At 73.8% G+C, this 17405-nt stretch carries 19 protein-coding genes; 14 read left to right on the top strand and 5 right to left on the bottom strand.

Annotated elements, in window-relative coordinates; genetic code table 11:
* The first annotated feature begins 555 nt into the window (after positions 1–555).
* Complete coding sequence (locus tag ABZ883_RS23920; protein ID WP_360909236.1) at positions 556–2109, top strand: CehA/McbA family metallohydrolase; 1554 nt, start codon at positions 556–558, stop codon at positions 2107–2109.
* 83 nt (positions 2110–2192) lie between these two features.
* Positions 2193–2537, top strand: a complete 345-nt coding sequence (locus tag ABZ883_RS23915) for a hypothetical protein (protein ID WP_360909234.1) — start codon at positions 2193–2195, stop codon at positions 2535–2537.
* A 291-nt stretch (positions 2538–2828) separates the two neighbouring features.
* On the opposite strand, the gene ABZ883_RS23910 is transcribed toward ABZ883_RS23915, so the two are convergent.
* Positions 2829–3806 (bottom strand): AraC family transcriptional regulator, encoded by a 978-nt coding sequence (locus tag ABZ883_RS23910; RefSeq protein WP_360909232.1) that lies wholly within the window; start codon positions 3804–3806, stop codon positions 2829–2831.
* Between the two features lie 141 nt (positions 3807–3947).
* On the opposite strand from ABZ883_RS23910, the gene ABZ883_RS23905 reads away from it, so the two are divergent.
* Positions 3948–4967, top strand: coding sequence for an aldo/keto reductase (locus tag ABZ883_RS23905; RefSeq protein ID WP_360909230.1), 1020 nt, complete (start codon positions 3948–3950; stop codon positions 4965–4967).
* 164 nt (positions 4968–5131) lie between these two features.
* Positions 5132–5329 carry a hypothetical protein gene (locus ABZ883_RS23900; RefSeq protein ID WP_360909228.1) on the top strand — a complete coding sequence of 66 codons (198 nt, stop codon included), beginning with the start codon at positions 5132–5134 and terminating at the stop codon, positions 5327–5329.
* A gap of 40 nt (positions 5330–5369) precedes the next feature.
* On the opposite strand, the gene ABZ883_RS23895 is transcribed toward ABZ883_RS23900, so the two are convergent.
* Both ABZ883_RS23895 and ABZ883_RS23890 read right to left on the bottom strand, forming a co-directional pair.
* The gene (locus ABZ883_RS23895) at positions 5370–5831 is read right to left on the bottom strand and encodes a GNAT family N-acetyltransferase (protein WP_360909226.1); all 462 of its coding nucleotides are present in this window, start codon (positions 5829–5831) and stop codon (positions 5370–5372) included.
* Between the two features lie 10 nt (positions 5832–5841).
* Positions 5842–6588 (bottom strand): TetR/AcrR family transcriptional regulator, encoded by a 747-nt coding sequence (locus tag ABZ883_RS23890; RefSeq protein WP_360909224.1) that lies wholly within the window; start codon positions 6586–6588, stop codon positions 5842–5844.
* A 76-nt stretch (positions 6589–6664) separates the two neighbouring features.
* On the opposite strand from ABZ883_RS23890, the gene ABZ883_RS23885 reads away from it, so the two are divergent.
* From ABZ883_RS23885 to ABZ883_RS23840, 10 genes are all read left to right on the top strand, one after another.
* Positions 6665–8101, top strand: a complete 1437-nt coding sequence (locus ABZ883_RS23885; RefSeq protein WP_360909222.1) for a hypothetical protein — start codon at positions 6665–6667, stop codon at positions 8099–8101.
* A 119-nt stretch (positions 8102–8220) separates the two neighbouring features.
* Positions 8221–9090 (top strand): NAD-dependent epimerase/dehydratase family protein, encoded by an 870-nt coding sequence (locus tag ABZ883_RS23880; RefSeq protein WP_360909220.1) that lies wholly within the window; start codon positions 8221–8223, stop codon positions 9088–9090.
* Positions 9091–9159: 69 nt separating this feature from the next.
* Positions 9160–10041 carry a LysR family transcriptional regulator gene (locus ABZ883_RS23875; protein WP_360909218.1) on the top strand — a complete coding sequence of 294 codons (882 nt, stop codon included), beginning with the start codon at positions 9160–9162 and terminating at the stop codon, positions 10039–10041.
* Positions 10042–10186: 145 nt separating this feature from the next.
* The gene (locus ABZ883_RS23870) at positions 10187–10693 is read left to right on the top strand and encodes a SigE family RNA polymerase sigma factor (protein WP_360909216.1); all 507 of its coding nucleotides are present in this window, start codon (positions 10187–10189) and stop codon (positions 10691–10693) included.
* A gap of 26 nt (positions 10694–10719) precedes the next feature.
* A complete protein-coding gene (locus ABZ883_RS23865; protein ID WP_360909215.1) occupies positions 10720–11334 on the top strand; it encodes a hypothetical protein in 615 nt (204 codons plus the stop codon).
* A 153-nt stretch (positions 11335–11487) separates the two neighbouring features.
* Complete coding sequence (locus ABZ883_RS23860; RefSeq protein ID WP_360909213.1) at positions 11488–12729, top strand: bifunctional glycosyltransferase family 2/GtrA family protein; 1242 nt, start codon at positions 11488–11490, stop codon at positions 12727–12729.
* Complete coding sequence (locus ABZ883_RS23855) at positions 12726–13979, top strand: hypothetical protein (RefSeq protein ID WP_360909211.1); 1254 nt, start codon at positions 12726–12728, stop codon at positions 13977–13979. The genes ABZ883_RS23860 and ABZ883_RS23855 overlap by 4 nt, the downstream gene beginning before the upstream one ends.
* 74 nt (positions 13980–14053) lie before the next feature.
* The gene (locus tag ABZ883_RS23850) at positions 14054–15460 is read left to right on the top strand and encodes an MFS transporter (protein ID WP_360909209.1); all 1407 of its coding nucleotides are present in this window, start codon (positions 14054–14056) and stop codon (positions 15458–15460) included.
* A 123-nt stretch (positions 15461–15583) separates the two neighbouring features.
* The gene (locus ABZ883_RS23845; protein WP_360909207.1) at positions 15584–15895 is read left to right on the top strand and encodes a hypothetical protein; all 312 of its coding nucleotides are present in this window, start codon (positions 15584–15586) and stop codon (positions 15893–15895) included.
* Between the two features lie 29 nt (positions 15896–15924).
* A complete protein-coding gene (locus ABZ883_RS23840; RefSeq protein ID WP_360909205.1) occupies positions 15925–16221 on the top strand; it encodes a hypothetical protein in 297 nt (98 codons plus the stop codon).
* A gap of 21 nt (positions 16222–16242) precedes the next feature.
* Here the strand turns inward: ABZ883_RS23840 and ABZ883_RS23835 are convergent, their stop codons facing one another.
* Together ABZ883_RS23835 and ABZ883_RS23830 are read right to left on the bottom strand one after the other, a co-directional pair.
* Positions 16243–16668: a hypothetical protein gene (locus ABZ883_RS23835; protein WP_360909203.1), complete on the bottom strand. Its 426-nt coding sequence runs from the start codon at positions 16666–16668 to the stop codon at positions 16243–16245.
* Positions 16665–17303: a sigma-70 family RNA polymerase sigma factor gene (locus tag ABZ883_RS23830; RefSeq protein WP_360909201.1), complete on the bottom strand. Its 639-nt coding sequence runs from the start codon at positions 17301–17303 to the stop codon at positions 16665–16667. Before ABZ883_RS23830 ends, ABZ883_RS23835 begins: the two co-directional genes overlap by 4 nt.
* Positions 17304–17405: the final 102 nt, after the last annotated feature.

Genomic DNA, 17405 nt, shown 5'->3' with positions numbered 1-17405 from the left:
CCATGCAAGGCCGACCGTCACACAGTCCAGTGGATCTTACGCAGAGGGCATCACCGCGACGGCTCATTCCTGCATTAGCGGACCAAAGTGCTGTTCCCTCGGTAGACCCTGGTGGCGCTTGGGTGTCGCCCTGACGCCTCGTATCGGCCGCCCTAGCGGCACTTGGGGCAAAGCAGCCAGGTCTGACGCATCACCGGGGGCTTCTCGTCTCACACAGGTCGCGCCGACTGTGTCGGCTCTCCCGGCCGGCAAGGTCCTGACCTGCGGTTGACTTCCCTAACCTAGATCAACTGGATCACACGAGAGGCATGTCGCAGCCGATACCCAGGTGGGGGCCGTCCGCCCGGAGCTGAGCGGCTATGGCCAATCCAACAGCGCCACAGTCTCACGGTTTGTGTTGTCAAGTTCCTGACCGACCAAGAAGCGGGTGCGGAGGCCCCTGATCCGGTCCGCCGGTCGGGCGCCTCTTGGTGGCCGCCGCGGAGCTGACGTCCGGCAGTCTGCTGCACAGACGGCCGCCACGCTCCCGTTACCCGGACGCGTGAGGCTGAAGGGATGGAACGACGCGATGTGTTGAAGCTTTCCGCGCTCGCGGGCGCCACCAGCGTGCTGACGCCGGCCCCCGTGAGCTTCGCGGCCGCATCCGACTCCGCATCGGCGGGCGGTCACTCCCACGGCTCCGGCGGCGTCCCCCCGGAGGGGACCGTGCAGAGCCGGGTCGTCACGGGCCACCTGCCGACGGGCGCCGCCGACTTCGTCTACCTGCCCGTGGAAGTGCCGCGCGGCGTCCGGCAGATCGCGGTGTCGTACAGCTGCGACCGGCCCACCGTGCCGCCGGGGACGCAGGGCAACGCCTGCGACATCGGCATCTTCGACCAGCACGGCACGGACGTCGGCGGGCGCGGCTTCCGCGGCTGGTCGGGCGGCGCGCGCACGGAGTTCGCGATCAGCGCGGAGACGGCGACCCCCGGCTACCTGGCCGGACCGGTCGGGGCGGGCACCTGGCACGTCGTCCTCGGGCCGTACACGGTGGCGCCGCAGGGCCTGGACTACTCCGTCACCGTCACCCTCACCTACGGCGCCCCGGCCGCCCCGCAGGTCCCGAACTACCCGCCGGACCACGCGCCCGGCCGCGGCCGCGCCTGGTACCGGGGCGACTGCCACCTGCACACCGTCCACTCCGACGGCAAGCGCACCGTGGAGCAGCTTTCCGCGCTCGCCCGCGCCGCCGGGCTGGACTTCATCAACTCCAGCGACCACAACACCACGTCGGCGCACGCCTACCTGGGCGAGGTGTCCGGCGACGACCTGCTGGTCCTCACGGGCGAGGAGGTCACCACCCGCAACGGCCACTACCTGGCGATCGGCCTGGACGCCGGCGAGTGGATCGACTGGCGCTACCGCGCCCGTGACGACGCCTTCGGCCGCTTCACCCGGCAGATCCGGCGGGCCGGCGGCATCGTGGTCCCGGCCCACCCCTACGCGCCGAGCCTGGCCAGCCAGTGGAAGTTCGGCTACGACGACGTCGACGCCATCGAGGTGTGGAACGGCCCCTGGACCCTCGACGACGAGCTGACGCTCCTCACCTGGGACAACCTGCTGACCGGTGCCGCGCGCCGCGGCGACGGCCACTGGATTCCGGCGATGGGCAACTCCGACGCGCACCGCGACCCCGACGTCGTCGGCCTGCCGCAGACCGTGGTGCTCGCCGACGGCCTCAACCGCCGCGCCGTGCAGGCCGGTCTGCGGGCAGGGACCTCCTGGATCGCCGAGAGCGCCGCCGTCCAGGTCTCGTTCTCCGCGAGCGGGCCGCGCGGCGAGCACGCGGGCATCGGCGAGCGGCTGCCGGTGGCGCGCGACGCGTCGGTGACCGTCCGCCTGGAGGCGAGCGGGGTGCCGGCCGGTTCCGTGGTGCGGCTGATGACCGACGAGGGCCAGATGCTGGGCGCGCTGCTGCCCGCGTCCGGTGTCCTGGAGTGGACGACCACCGCGTCGATCGCCTCCTACGTCCGCGCCGAGGTACGGCGCCCGGCCCCCGACGGGGGCGCCTCGGGCCTGCCGGGACCGGCCCTGGCGATCACCAACCCGATCTGGCTGGGCCGGAAGTAGCCGGCGTACGCCCGGCCGGGGCCGGGCCGGTCCCCTTCCCGGAGCACCCGCGCCGCGCCGCCGCGTCCGCCAGGATGGCACCCATGACTGCCATTCCCGAGGGGTCCTCGCTCTCCCTGTGGTCGAAGCGCTCCGTCCTGTCCGTCGGCTCCGTGGACTCCGTCCTCTCGATCGGCTCCGTGGGCTCCGTACTCTCCGTGGGCTCGGTCGGCAGCGCGCTGTCCGCGGCCTCCATCGGCTCCAGCATCTCGCTGCTGTCCGCCGGTTCGTGGCTCAGCGTCGGCTCCCTGCTGTCCGCCCAGTCCCGCTGGTCCGTCCTGTCCTGGCGCTCCTCCCGCACGATCCTCACCGCGGCCACGGCCGCCGCGGTCACCGGCGCCGCACTCGTCCTCCTCGACGGCGCCCGCCCCGCCCGGAAGACCCACTGACGTGCCGGTTCCGGTCCACCGGATCACCGCCGCGGACCCGACCGGGCGGCGGTGTCAGGTGGGTGCCCTCGTGGCGGCGGGGCGGCCCCCGTCGGCCTGCACGTCGACCGGGAGCGGGAACGCGTCCTGCTGTCGGTCGAGGCCACTGGAGCCGGATCCTTGGCTGCCGTTCCACGCCAGGACCGGCGCCGGCGACATCGTCGTCAGGACCGTGTGTCGCGCGGCACGTCGAGGCGCTGGTGCCAGCCGCGGAGGCGTTCGTCGCCGATGTCGGTCTCCGGCGACGCCGTCTCACCCTGCCGCCGTCGCCGCACCCCGTTCCGCCTGACGCAGCGCCAGCGCCCGGTGGCGGGCCGGCGGCTGGCCGGTGACGCGTTTGAAGGCGTTGCTGAAGGCGCTCTCCGAGGCGTAGCCCCACTCGGCGGCGACGGAGGCGACGGTGCGGTCGCCGCCGCGGAGAGCGGCGGCCGCGCGCTGGATGCGCCAGCGCATCAGGTAGTCCAGGGGCGGCCGGCCGACGAGCGACCTGAAGCGCAGGGCGAAGGCGGAGCGCGACATGCCGACGGCGGAGGCGAGTTCGCCCACCGTCCAGGGGTGGGCGGGCTGCCGGTGCATGTGGCCGAGCGCGGCGCCGACCTGGGGGTCGCTCAGGCCGCCGAGCCAGCCGGTGCCGGACTCGCCCGCCTCGGCGGCCAGTTCGAGGTACGCGCGCAGTGCCTGGAGGAAGAGGATCTGCGTGAGGCTGGCCGCCATGACGGCCGAGCCCGGGCGTTCGGCCGCGGTCTCGTCGGCGAGCAGCCGCAGCGTGGGCCGCAGTACGAGTGCCTGCGGGCTGTCGGCGGCGATGCGCGCGGTCGGCGGCAGGCTGCTGAGCAGCAGTCCGGCGGTGACGTCGTCGAACTCGATGCTGCCGCCGACGAGGACCGTGCGGTCCGGCGCCTCGGGATCGCCGTACCGCACCGTCATGGAGTTGCCGCCCGCCCGGGCCCTGGCGGCGGCGTAGACGGCGTGCCCGTCGACCGGCTCCGGCATCGGGTCGCTGCCCACCTGGTAGGGCCGGTTGCCCGTGAGCAGGTAGCAGTCGCCCGCCTCCAGCCGCAGCGGATCGGTGCCGTCCGGGGTGAGCACGCAGGTGCCCGCGAGGACCGCACCGACCTTGACGTACGGATACGCGCGGAAGCGCAGCGCCCAGCGCCCGCCCGCCTCCATCCGGGAGGGCGCGGCGGCGCGCAGGTGCAGCAGGTTCAGGACGTCGGACAGCGGATCCATGGTCACTCCGGACGATCACGCAACTTCGAAGGACTTTCTCTCATGGATTGTCCGCCGTCACCGTCCTAGCGTGCACATACGGAGGCGCCGCGGGCCTCCGGCAGACGTTCCGCACGCACCACAAGAGGCAGTGATACAGCAATGCAGTACGAGCAGCTGGGCAGCACCGGAGTCTTCGTGTCCCGCATCGCCCTCGGCGCGATGACCTTCGGCGGAGCGGGCACCCCGCCCTACGACTCGGTCGGCGGACTGGACCTCCGGCAGACCGACGAGATCGTGGGCCTCGCCCTCGACAGCGGCATCAACCTGATCGACACGGCGAACGTCTACGCCGCGGGCGAGTCCGAGGAACTGCTCGGCGAGGTGCTCGGCAAGCGCCGCCGCGACGTGGTCCTCGCCACGAAGATGACCGCCCGTATCGGTCCCGGCCCCAACGAGGTCGGCCAGTCGCGGCTGCACATCATGCAGGCGCTGGAGGACAGCCTGCGCCGCCTGCGCACCGACCACATCGACCTGTACCAGATCCACAACTTCGACCCGGTCACGCCCGTGGAGGAGACCCTCGGCGCCCTCGACGACGCCGTGCGCCAGGGCAAGATCCGCTACATCGGCGCCTCCAACCTCGCCGCCTGGCACATGATGAAGGCCCTCGGCGCCTCCGACCGGCTCGGCCTGGCCCGCTACTGCTCGCTCCAGTCGTACTACTCGCTGGCCGGGCGCGACATCGAGCGCGAGATCCTGCCGCTGGTCCGCGACCAGAAGCTGGGCATGCTCGTCTGGAGCCCGCTCGCCGGCGGCATGCTCACCGGCAAGTTCGACCGCAGCGGCCAGAGCGACGCGGGCGCCCGCCGCACCACGATCGACTTCCCGCCCGTCGACCGCGAGCGCGTGTACGACGTCGTCGACGTCCTGCGCGTGGTGGCCGCCCGCCATGAAGTCTCCGTCGCGAGTGTCGCCCTGGCCTGGGTCCTGGGCCGGCCCGGCGTCACGAGCGCGATCGTCGGCGCCCGCCGCCCCGAGCAGTTCACCGACAACCTGTCCGCCCTCGACCTGGAGCTCTCCGCGCAGGACCTGGAGGAGCTGGACGCCGCCAGCCGTCTTCCGGTGGAGTACCCGGGCTGGATCCACGGGTTCTCGGACCGGCTCCCCAACAGGGCGTGACGCTCCGCGAACTCAGCGGAACCGCTGGCACACGGGCGCCCTGTACGGTACGACTGCACGAGTGAACTGTACGAACTGTGGCGCGTCCGTACTCCAGGGCCCAAAGGGGCGCTGGTCCTGCAACAACTGCGGCGCATCCGGCTGAGGAGTAAGGACAGGTCGGCATGGACTGTGAGCGCTGCCTCGAACCCGTCATCGAAGGCCCCGAAGGCGGTTACGTCTGCGGCCTGTGCCTGTTCACCGTGGAGCCCCCCGGGTACAACAAGCGCCGCGAGGAAGGGCTGAAGGCGGCGGCCGCGGAGCGTCGGCGCCGCACCCTGGAACGGCGTGCCCGCAAGGAGCACAGCGCCGGCCGCAGCTGAACCGCGGGGGCGGGGAACTCCCCGCCCCCGCGCGGGCCGTTCAGGACGCCGCCGGAGCCGGCACGGCCGGCCGGCGCACCAGGAAGACGTCCACCGGGTCCTCGGTGTCGAGGGTGAAACCGTGCCGCTCGTACAACCGCCGGGCCGGGCTGCCCTGGAGCACGTTCAGCCGCACAGGGGTGCCCTCGCGGTCGCACTCCTCCAGCACCGCGCGCAGCACCGCCGTGCCGATGCCGACGCCCTGGAGGTGCGGGGCGAGGTAGAAGTGCTCCAGCCAGTGGGCGCCGGCGGACGGCCGCAGCGCCACGCATCCGGCGAAGGCGCCGCCCACCTCGATCACCCGGGTGTGCGCCGGGGTGAAGCCGTCGCGCAGCCGCTGCCGCACCCGCTGCCCGTCGTACCGCCCGAGCCGTTCCAGATCCGCCCGCAGCACCACGGCCCGCAACTCGGCGACCGCCTCGACGTCCGCTGCCGCAGCGGGTCGCATCTCCCATTCCGCCATGATCGGCAGACTACCGATCCGGGTTCTCCCCGCCGCCGGGCAGGCGGGTCGCGATGCCGTCGATGAGGAAGGTCAGGCTCAAGGCGAACTGCTCGTCCAGGCCGGGGCCTTCGGGCGCCGCCATCCACTGGGCGAGCAGGGGGTGCCGGCCGCCCTCCGCCGCGAGCTCGCGGGCGGCGGTGACCGCTTCGGCGAGCTGCGCCGGGGTGTGCAGCCCGTGGCGGTGGCGCATGGCCAGCTCCTCGGCCTCCTGCTGGGCGCTGCCCAGGATGTGCCGGTCGAGGAGGGCCGCGTAGGTCATCGCCTCACCGACGTTCGCGCCCCGGCCGACGAGGACCCGCAGCAGGAATTCGGTGCGGCGCATGGTGTGCGGGCCGAGTGGGGGCCGGGTGGGGGCGAGCCGCGCGTACCAGAGGTGCCGCTTGACCATGGCCCAGCTGCCGGTGGCGACCGTGCGCAGGTCGGCGCGCCAGTCGTCGCCGGGCGCGTCGGGCAGCGGGATCTCGGCGGTCACGGCGTCGAGCATGAGGTCGATCAAGCCGTCCTTGCTGAGGACGTGCCGGTAGAGCGCCATCGGGGTGTACGGCCCGAGGCGCCCGGCGACCGCGGCCATGGTCAGCGCCTGCGCGCCGCCCTCGTCGGCGACCTCGACGGCGGCCCGGACGATGTCGTCGCGGTCGAGCGGGCTCTGACGCCGGCGCGGGGCGGGCCGGGTCCAGATCAACGGCGCCGGTGCGCCGTGCGGGGTCTCCTTCACGATGCGAGTTTATCGTGTCAGGTAGAGTTTATGTCATATATGTAAGCAGCCACGGCGCCCGCACCAGGAGGTCTTCATGAACAGCACCGCAACCGCCGGCCCGCCCGGCATCCGCCTCGGCATCGCCCGGGGCATCGGCTACGGCCTGTTCGGCGCGCCCGACGGCTTCGTGCCGCAGGCGCGCGGACTCGGCGCCGGCCTCGTCCGCGTCTACGTCCACTGGGGCCGGGTCGAGCCCGAACCGGACCGCGAGGACTGGACGGTCGTGGACGCGATCCTCGCCCAGCTGGACCCCGCGGCCGAGGTGTGGATCACGGTGTGCTCCAGCTCTCCGTGGGCCACCCGCCGGCCCACCGGATTCCTGCCCTCCTCGCCCGCCCATGACATACGGCGGTACGAAGCCTTCGTCTCCCGCCTGGTGAGCCGCTGCCGGGGGCGCGTGGCGTACTGGCAGTGCGACAACGAGCCCAGCAACACCGGCCTGCTGTGGGCGGGGACGGCGCCGGAGTACGTCGCCCAGCTCACCGCCTTCGCCCGCGCCGTGCGCGGCGCGGACCCCGGCGCCCACGTGGTGCTCGGCGGCTGCGGGTACGACGTGTGGTCGAGCCCCGAGGACGGCCCGGCCCGGCTCTTCTTCGACCACCTTGTCGAGCACGGCCGCGACGCCTTCGACTTCTTCTCCGTCCACCTGTATGGCGACCCGCACGACATCCCCGCCCAGATCGGGCTGGCGCGCGCGATGATGCGCCGGCACGGCTACGAACGGCCTGTGGTGGCGGGGGAGTACAACGGGCCCACTCTCTTCGAACTCCCTGCCGCACAGGCGGAGTTCGAGCGGGCGATGACGGTGGCCTTCGCCGGCCGGGCCGCGCCGGCCGACCCCGCGGACACCCCGGACCGCCGCACCATGCGCGACCTCTACGCACGCGCGGACGAACTGCCCGCGGAACTGCGGATGCTCATGGAGGACTGCCCGCCCGGGCTCGCCGCGCGTCGAGACCGGATCAACTGCCGCCAGATCGTCACGCGCAACATCCTCGCCCTCGCCTCCGGCGTGACCCGTACGGTCTGCTGGAACCTGGCCCCCGAGATCCCCGGGTACCGCGACCGCCTCAACGTGATGGGATTCCTCTTCGGCAAGCTGGCCCTGATGGACTACGACGGCACCGCCCTCACCCGGCGGCACCCCTCCGGCGAGGCCTTCGCCCGCCTGGCCGCCCACCTCGACGGCGCCACGGCCGTGCGCCCCTTCGACACCGGCGCGGACACCGGTCCGTACGCCTTCGAGATCACCCGTGACGGCAGGGCGCCGCTGTACGTCCTGTGGTCCGCGGGCGATCTCCTCACGGGCGAAGACCTGCCCGCCGTGCCCCTCGACCTGCCGTGGCCGCACGCCGCGCCGGAGGCGGTGGACGCCTTCGGTGCCCCGGTGGCGGTCGAGGGCGGCGAGGGCACCGTCCGCGTCCCGGTCTCGGTCACGCCGCTCTTCCTGACCCCCGCCGGCCAGGAGTGATACCCGCGGGGCATCACAGACGCCGCGACAGGTCTTGGACCGCCCCGGCGGCCCGCGGCAAGACTCGACGGCATCGCATCCCGCCAGGAGCCGGCGGGACGACCAGAGAGGTGAGCGGCATGAAGGTCTTCGTCACCGGAGGGTCCGGGTACATCGGACAGGCGACGATCAAGGCGCTGGTGCGCAGGGACGTCCAGGTCAGTGCCCTGGTGCGCAGCGAGGAGTCGGCGGCGGTGGTGAACGGGCTCGGGGCGGCCGCCGTCCGCGGCACGCTGACCGACACTGCCCTGCTCACCGGGGCGGCCCGGGCCGCCGACGGGGTCGTCCACCTGGGCCAGCACGCCGGCCCGGACACCGCGGACGTCGACCGGGCGGCCGCCGAGGCGCTGCAGGACGGGGCCGGCCCCCGCCCGTACGTGCACACCGGCGGGATCTGGGTGTACGGCGACACCGACGGCGTCGTCGACGAGGACGCGCCCCTCGACCCGCCGCGGCTCACCGCCTGGCGGCTGGAGAACGAGAAGCGGGTCCTGGCCCGCGCCGCCACCGGCGAGCGTCCCGTGGTCGTGATGCCGGGCGTGGTGCTCGGCCGCTCGGCCGGTCTGGTCGAGACGTTCTACGCCGGGGCGGGGCGTGCCGACGGTGCCGTGCCGTGCATCGGGGACGGCGCCAACCACTGGTCCGTCGTGCACGTCGACGACATCGCCGAGCTGTACGCGCTTGCCCTGGGCGCCCCGGCGGGCTCGGTCTACGCGGGCACCATCGACGTGTTCCCGACCGCCGCGGAGATCAGCGAGGCGGTCAGCCGGGCGACCGGCCGGCCCGGCGAGGTCCGCAGGCTCTCGCTCGCCGAGGCCGAGGAGCGGATGGGCCCGATCGCCCAGGCCTTCGCCCTCGACCAGCGGATCAGCGGCGCCCGCGCCCGCCGCGAGCTGGGCTGGGCCCCGGCCCGCCTGGACCCGCTGGCCGCCCTCGCGAACGGCTCCTGAACCGCGTCGTCCGTTCGCCGGAACGCGCATAGGCTCGGTCGGGAGGAGTCCGGCCGCGAGGAGGTGCCCATGGACCTCGATCTGCGCAAGCTGCGGTATTTCGTCGCGGTGGCCGAGGAACTGCACTTCGGGCGGGCCGCGGAGCGGCTGCACATCGCGCAGCCGGTGCTGTCGCGGCAGATCCGGTCGCTGGAGCACGAGCTCAGGGCGCAGCTGTTCTCCCGCGACCGGCGCAGCACCGCACTGACGCCGGCGGGGGAGCAGCTCCTCGCCGACGCCGGGCCCCTGCTGGCGGCGGCGCAGGCGGCGCAGCGCCGGGTGGCCCGCGCGGCGCACGGCGGCCCCGGGACGTTCACGGTCGGATTCATGCCGGGCCTGATCGTCACCGGCGCGGTCCGGGAGTTCTCCGGGCGCCACCAGGGGCTGTCGGTCGAGGTGGTCAGGACCGGCTGGAACGACCAGGCCGAGGCCGTCCGGGACGGCCGGGTCGACGTCGGGTACGTGAGGATGCCGCTCGACGCCCGCGGCCTCGGCATGTGCGAGCTGATGACCGAACCGCGCGTCGCGGTCCTGCCCGCCGACCACCGCTACGCGGGCAAGCACTCCCTCTCCATCGCCGACCTCGCCGGGGAGCACCTGCTGCAGGATCCCGACGCGGTCCCCGAGTGGCGCGACATCGCGCAGGAACTGCGCACCGCCGGCCCGGCCCCGGTCCCGGCGTTCCGCACGGTCGAGGAGAAGCTGGAGAGCGTGGCGGCCGGGCGCGGGGTGGTCGTGCTGCCGCTGTCCACCGCCTCCTACTACACCCGCCCCGACGTCACCCACGTCGAGCTGTCCGACATCGGCCCGAACCGCGTGTGCCTGGCCTGGGACGGCAGCCGCCACGACGCGCTCGTCCAGGAGTTCGTCTCCGTCGCCCTTGCCCTCGCGCACCGCCACCCCGTCCCGTAGCCCGGTGCGCTCGCCGTGCCCCCGGCCCCCGCGGACCCGGGGGCGCAGGCGTGTGACGGGGATCACGGGCGCCGGCCGCATAGTGGCGCGGGGTCCGGCGTCTTTCAAGAGGTGCAAGAGGCTGTGAAGGGCAGGGGCGGTGCTGATGGGTTCGACGCGGACCGACGAGTTCGATGAGTTCGTGGCAGCCCGCTGGTCCGCTTTGTTCCACCTTGCACGGTTGCTGACCGGCGGTGACCGGCACCGGGCCGAGGACCTGCTCCAGGACGCGCTGGTCAAATTGTGGTTCGCCTGGCCGAGGGTGGGCTCCCAGGCCCCCGAGCCGTATGTGCGCAAGGTGCTGGCCCGGGCGGCGGCGCGCTCCGCGCGGCGCCGGTGGTGGGGGGAGCGGCCGGTGGAGGAGGTGCCGGAACGCGCCGCGGCCGGGGACGTGTCCGCCGCCGTGGCCGAACGGACACGGCTGGAGGCGGCCCTGGCCCAACTGCCGTCACCGCAGCGCGCGGCGGTGGTGCTGCGCTACTACCAGGACCTGCCGGAGGCGCAGGTCGCCGAGGCGCTGGGCTGCCCGCTGGGCACCGCCCGGTCGCACGCCTCACGCGGCATCGCGCGACTGCGGCACCTGCTGGCCGACGTCATCGAGCCGGTGGGGTGAGGGAGATGAGGGAGGAGGGCGAGGGGATGGACCCCATGGACCGCAGTGACGCCGGCGACCGCACGGACCCCGTGACCCCCATGGACTCGATGGGCTCCATGGACGACTTCGAGCGGCGACTCGCGCGGATGATGCACGCCTCCGAGCGGCACACCCCCTTCGAGCCCCGGCACCGGGAACGGCTGCGCGGCGGTGTCGTCGCCCGCCGCCGGGTGCGTACCGCCTGGCAGGCCGGGAGTTCGGCGGTCGCGGTGACCGCCATCGCCTGCGCGCTCGTCCTGCTGCCCGGTTCCTCGTCCGGCCAGGTGGTGCCGGCGGGCCCCGGCGGTGCGCAGACGTCCGGTACGGCGTACCCGAGTTCCACGTCGTCCGACGCGCCGAGCCCCAGCGGCAGCGCGACCTCCAGCCCCACGTTCTCGCCACCGAGCGGCCCGGCCACGGGCGGGACGTCGACCGTGGCCGGCACGGACCTCCCCGTGAGCCCGTCGACCGCCACCGCGTCGGTGGGCGGCGGTGCCACGGGCAGTGCCACCAACAGCGCCACGAACAGTGCCACCGCGGGCGGCACCGCGTCCGGCGGGGCCACCTCCACGACCTCCCCGCCGGTCAGCCCGTACGGGAACGCGACCGGCACGGGATAGCCCCCCGGCGCCCGCCGCCCCCCACGCCACCACCCCACCCCACCGAACGCCCCCCGGTGCCGTCGGCACGCCCATGAGGCGGCCCCGGCACGGCCCGGCATGTCCCGGCACGGCCCGGCACGCCCCGACGCAGAGAGCAGATGCGGACAGACCATGAGAAACGAACCTCCCGGCATCCTGAGGGAACGCCTCCCGCTGCCGGCCCGGCACCAGGAACCGGTCCTGGACGTGGTCGTCCCCGTCCACAACGAGGAAGCGGACCTGGAGCGGTCCCTGCGGCGGCTCCACGCCCATCTGCGCGAGACGTTCCCGTACCCGTTCCGGATCACCGTCGCCGACAACGCCAGCACCGACCGGACCCCGCTGATCGCGGCCCGCCTCGCCGCCGAACTCCCCGAGGCGGGCTGGCTGCACCTGGCCGAGAAGGGGCGGGGCCGGGCGCTGCGTGCCGCGTGGTCCCACTCGACGGCGCCCGTGCTGGCCTACCTGGACGTGGACCTGTCGACCGATCTGGCCGCCCTGCTGCCGCTCGTCGCCCCGCTCATCTCCGGGCACTCCGACATCGCCATCGGCACGCGGCTGGCCCGCGGCTCCCGCGTCGTGCGCGGACCCAAGCGCGAGGTCGTCTCCCGCTGCTACAACGCGATCCTGCGCTCCACCCTCGACGTCCGCTTCAGCGACGCGCAGTGCGGGTTCAAGGCCGTGCGCCGGGACGTCGCCGAACGGCTGCTGCCGATGGTGGAGGACGGCGAATGGTTCTTCGACACCGAGCTGCTGGTGATCGCCGAGCGCGCCGGGCTGCGCATCCACGAAGTGCCCGTCGACTGGGTGGACGACCCCGACAGCCGGGTGCACATCCTGTCCACCGCCCTCGCCGACCTGCGCGGCATCGCGCGCATCGGCCGCGCACTGGCCGCCGGCCGGCTCCCGCTCGCCGCACTGCGCCGCAGCGCCGCCGAGACCGGGCCGCCGGGCGGACTGCCGGCCCAACTGCTGCGCTTCGCGGCCGTCGGCGTTGTCAGCACCGCCGGATACCTGCTGCTGTACGCGGCCCTGCGCCCCGCCGCCGGCCCGCAGGCCGCCAACGCGCTCGCCCTGCTGGTCTGCGCGGTCGCCAACACCGCGGCGAACTGCCGGCTCACCTTCGGCGTGCGCGGCCGCGCGGGCGCCGCCCGCCACCACGTCCGCGGGCTCGTGGCGTTTCTGATCGGGCTGGCGCTCACCAGCGGGGCGCTGGCCGCGCTGCACCACGCGGCACCCGGCGCCGGGCACCGCGTCGAGACCGGCGCGCTGGTGGCCGCCAACCTCGCCGCCACACTCCTGCGCTTCCTGCTGCTGCGGTCCTGGGTCTTCCCGGGCCGGCACGCTCCCCGGACGGAGACCGGTTCCCGATGACCCTCGCGCACGGCACCCTCGACGTGCCCGCCGACGTCTGCCCCCCGGCCGCCGACCCGCGCCCGGAACCCTCCCGCGCCGCCCGCCGGTTCCAGGTCCTCGCGACGTACGGGACGCTGAAGCTCGCCGGCTTCGCGGTCTTCCTGCTGCTGCTGTCGTGGGCGGGCGACTACCGCACCAAGAACCCGCGCTTCGGTGGCGGCGCCCACCCCTGGGACGTCCTCGCCAGCTGGGACGGCTGGTGGTACCAGCAGATCGCCGCCCACGGCTACCACCCCGCCCTGGTCCCCGTGCCCGGGGCCACCGGGCTGATCACCCTCGAAGGCAACTCCGCGGCCTTCTTCCCGCTCTACCCCGCGGTGATGCGGCTGGTCGCCGAGTGCACCGGCCTCGGCCTGTACGGCGCGGGGATGCTCGTCTCCGTCGTCTGCTCGTTCGTCGCCGCACTCGGCGTGTACGCCGTCACCGCGCGCTTCGGCGGGCACCGGGCGGGCCTGGCCGCCGCGGGGCTGTGGGCGGTGTGGCCGGGCTCCGGCATGGAGTGGACGGGATACTCCGAATCGCTCTACGTCGCCCTCGCGGTCTGGGCCTGCCACGCCGTCATGGACCGCCGCTGGATCACGGCGGGACTGCTGACCTTCGCCACCGGCCTCGCCCGGCCCACCGCGACCGCGCTGATCGCCGCCCTCACCGTCGCGGCGCTGCTCGCCGTGGTGCGCGACCGGCGGCGCTCCGGCGTGCTGCGTCCCCTGGCCGCGATCGCCGTCGCGCCGCTGGGGCTCTTCGGCTACCTCGGGTGGGTGGGGTACCGCATGGGCGACTACGGCGGTTACTTCAAGCTCCAGGAAGGCGCGTGGGCGCACACCTTCGACTGGGGGCGCTACACGGTCGACGTGTTCACCTCGGTGCCGGTGGGCCACTTCGACTACCTGTCCGCGTTCCCGTTCGCCGACCTGATCGGCGTCGCCGTGGTCCTGCTGGACATCGCGCTGATCCCGCTGCTGATCCGGCTGCGGCCGCCCGTCGAACTCGTCGTCTACACAGTCCTCACCGTCGTCACGGTGCTCGGCACCCAGCAGATCTTCTGCAACATCTCCCGCTACCTGCTGCCGGCCTTCCCGCTGTTCATCCCGCTCGCCCTCGCCCTCGGCCGGCTCAGGGCCCCGCACCGGGCCGTGCTGCTGGGGATGGCCGCGCTGGCCTCGGGCTCGTACGCGGGGTACGCGCTCTTCGAGCTCGGCGTCCCGTAACCGCGGCGCCGCGCGGCGCGTTGGACCCCGGCACCGGACCCCGTCCCCCACCGGGCCTTTCCTCTGGAGCCGCCATGTCCTCCAACGCCGCCACGCCGCAGCCTCCCGCCGGGGCGGCGCGTCCGCCCAGGGACGAGCGCGGCAGGCGCCGCCTCGCCCTGGCCGGCGGTTCGCTGGGCAATCTCGTCGAGTGGTACGACTGGTTCGTCTACGCGAGCTTCGCGGTCTACTTCGCCGAGTCCTTCTTCCCCGGCGGCAACCCGACCACCCGGCTGATGAACACCGCCGGGGTCTTCGCCGTGGGCTTCCTGATGCGCCCTGTCGGCGGCTGGCTGCTCGGCAGGGCCGCCGACCGGCACGGCCGCAAGAGCGCGCTGACGCTGAGCGTCACGATGATGTCGGTCGCCGCGCTGCTCATCGCGGTCGCGCCGACCCACGCCTCGGCCGGCCCGTTCGGTGCGGTCGTCCTGCTCGTCGCCCGGCTGGTGCAGGGACTGAGCATCGGCGGCGAGTACGCGGCCAGCGCCACCTACTTGACGGAGGCCTCCGCCCGCGACCGGCGCGGGCTGGGCTCCTCCTTCCAGTACGTGTCCATGACCTGCGGCCAGTTGCTGGGGCTCGCGGTGCTGATCGCCCTTCAGCAGGTGCTGACGGAAGTCCAGTTGACGGACTGGGGCTGGCGGATCCCCTTCGTGTTCGGTGCGCTCCTCGCCGTCGTGGTGCTGTGGATCCGGCGCCGGCTGGAGGAGACGGACGCCTTCGCGGAGGAGGCCGCCGCCGAACCCGCCGACGCGCGCGGATCGCTGGCCCTGCTGTGGCAGCACCGGCGCCAGGCGCTGCTGGTCATGGCGCTCACCCTCGGCGGGACGGTCGCCTATTACACGTACACCACCTACCTGACGAAGTACCTCATCGGCAGCGCGGGGATGGCCAGGACCACGGCCACACTGGTGAGTTTCACGGCCCTGACCGTCTTCGCGCTGCTCCAGCCGCTCGCGGGCGCGCTGTCCGACCGCGTCGGGCGACGCCCCCTGCTGATCGGCTTCGCCGTCGGCTGCGCGGTCTGCACCTACCCGGTCATGACCGCGCTCGGTTCGGTGACGTCCTACTGGCCCGCGCTCGGGCTGTCCCTGATCCCCCTCACGGTCGTCACCGGCTACACCTCCATCAACGCCGTGGTGAAGGCCGAGTTGTTCCCGACCCGGGTCCGGGCGCTGGGCGTCGCGCTGCCGTACGCGCTCGCCAACGCGCTCTTCGGCGGGACGGCGGAGTACGTGGCCCTGTGGTTCAAGAACGCGGGCCACGAGAGCACGTTCTTCTGGTACGTGTCCGGCTGCGCGCTGGTCTCGCTCGTCGTCTACGTCCTCATGCCCGACACCCGCGCCGCCGCCCTCAGCCGCGCCGAGGCGTGCGAGGACGGCGTGTCCGTCGGGCGCGGGACGCCCGCGGGGGCACCGTCGGAGCGCGCCGGAGGGCAGTGAGCGACGGTGAGGCGAGTGTCATGGCCATGTAAAATTCATCCCGTCGCTCTACCCGCATAGATCCCGTCACGTCATTCTGATGCGCGGACTCGGTGATCCACGCGACGCACGAGAGGACGACACATGAGGACGTTGACGAAGGCGCTGGCCGCGACGGCCACCGCAGCGGCCTTCACGGTCGTGGCCCAGCCGGCACACGCGGTGGTGCCGCCCGAGCACGCGGTCATCGTGTGCCAGAGCGCCAGTTTCTACGCCAACTACGACAGCTCCTCCGGACCCAGCGGCCTGATCCGCGTCCTGGGCTACGGCAACAAGGTCGGCCACACCCGCGGCGCCCACCCCGTCTACAACGGCTGGGCCGCCACCTTCGACTTCGGCAAGGGCGACTGGGGCTACGTCCGCATCGAGTGCCTCGGCGGCTACGGCTCCTGGTGAGCCGCCCCCCAACGCAGGAAGGAACCACCATGCCCGTACTCCGCACCCACCCGACCATCCGCGCGGCCGCGGTCGCCGTCGCCCTGACCGCGGGCCTGCTGGTGTCCGCGGGTCCCGCCCAGGCGGCCAACGGCACCATCGGCGAGCGCGAGACCGTGTGCGCCCAGGACCTGTACGTGCGCACCGCCCCCGGCGGCGCCTGGATGGGGACCCTCTACAGCGGCCAGACCTTCACCGTGGAGAGCAAGCAGAGCGGCTGGGCCTACGGGTTCGCCTACGGCAACATCAACCGCCACGGCTGGGTCCAGGACGGCTGGTTCTGCTGATCACCGCCTGCCCCGGGCGGCTCACCTTGTCACGGCGGCCGGTCCCGGTCCGCTCTGCGCGGCGCCCGATTCGGCCGGCTCGGGGAGCGGGGCGGTGCCGGGTGTGCCCTCGCCGGTCGGTGTTCTGCCGGTCGGTACCGGTGAGGGGTGCGGGCCGTCGCGGCGTTGCTCGGGGACGCTGCGGGAGTGGGTGGGGCTGGCCGGTGGCACGGGGCGGTTGTCCCGTTGCGCGGCGGTCACGGCGAGCAGCACGCACGCCAGCGCGGCCGCCAGCCCCAGCACGGCCACCGCGGCGGCGCGCATGCGCACCCGCGGGCGGGGCAGCGCGGACGGCGGGACCGCCCGGCGCAGACTGTCCGGGCCGACGGTGCGGGCCTTCGCGTCCAGCGCGGCGCGCAGGCGCTCCTCGGTCGCGGCCCGGTCGGGCCGGTCGACGACAGCTGTCATGACGATGCCTCCAAGTGGCGGGCCAGGGCGTCCAGCGCCCGGCTCGCGGTGGACTTCACCGTGCCGCGGGACAGCCGCAGCGTGTCCGCGATCTGCGCCTCGGTGAGGTTCGACCAGTACCGCAGGACGAGGACTTCGCGCTGCCTGCGCGTCAGCCGGCCGAGCGCGGTCAGCACCTCCTGGTGCTCCTCGCGCAGCAGCACGTACTCCTCCGGCGGCGGCGCGTGCCCCTCGCGCTCCGGGACGTGGGCCCGCACCGTCCTGCGCCGGCGCAGCACTGACCGGGCCCCGTTGACCACGCTGGTGCGCACGTAGGCCTCGGGGTCGTCCACGCCGGCCAGCCGTTCGCCGTGCCGGCGGTAGAGCGCGGCGAAGGCGTCCTGCACGACGTCCTCCGCGGTGGGCAGGTCGTCGACCAGGAACAGCGCCAGCCGTACGAGGTCCAGCCTGCGGTGGTGGTACAGCTCGTCGATCTCCGGCGGCGAGGTGTGACCGGCCGGTCCGGTGCGCGCCTGCGGCGACGGGCGGACCGCCCGCTCCGCCGTGGGGCGCCGGGCTTCCCCGGACACGACGCCGCGGAGCCGCACCCAGACCTGCCGGAGCGGATGTGCCGGGAAGGCGGGGCGCGACCCCACCGCCGCTGTGGACTGTCCATGTTGCCGCAGACGAATCCGTACAGCCCTCCGCACCCGCTACGGCCACCCCCACGCCAGGGGTGAACGAGCCCGGCAGCGCGA

This window comes from Streptomyces sp. NPDC046977 (genome assembly GCF_040644455.1).
Classification (GTDB): domain Bacteria; phylum Actinomycetota; class Actinomycetes; order Streptomycetales; family Streptomycetaceae; genus Actinacidiphila.
This window is presented reverse-complemented; position numbering and strand designations above follow the sequence as displayed.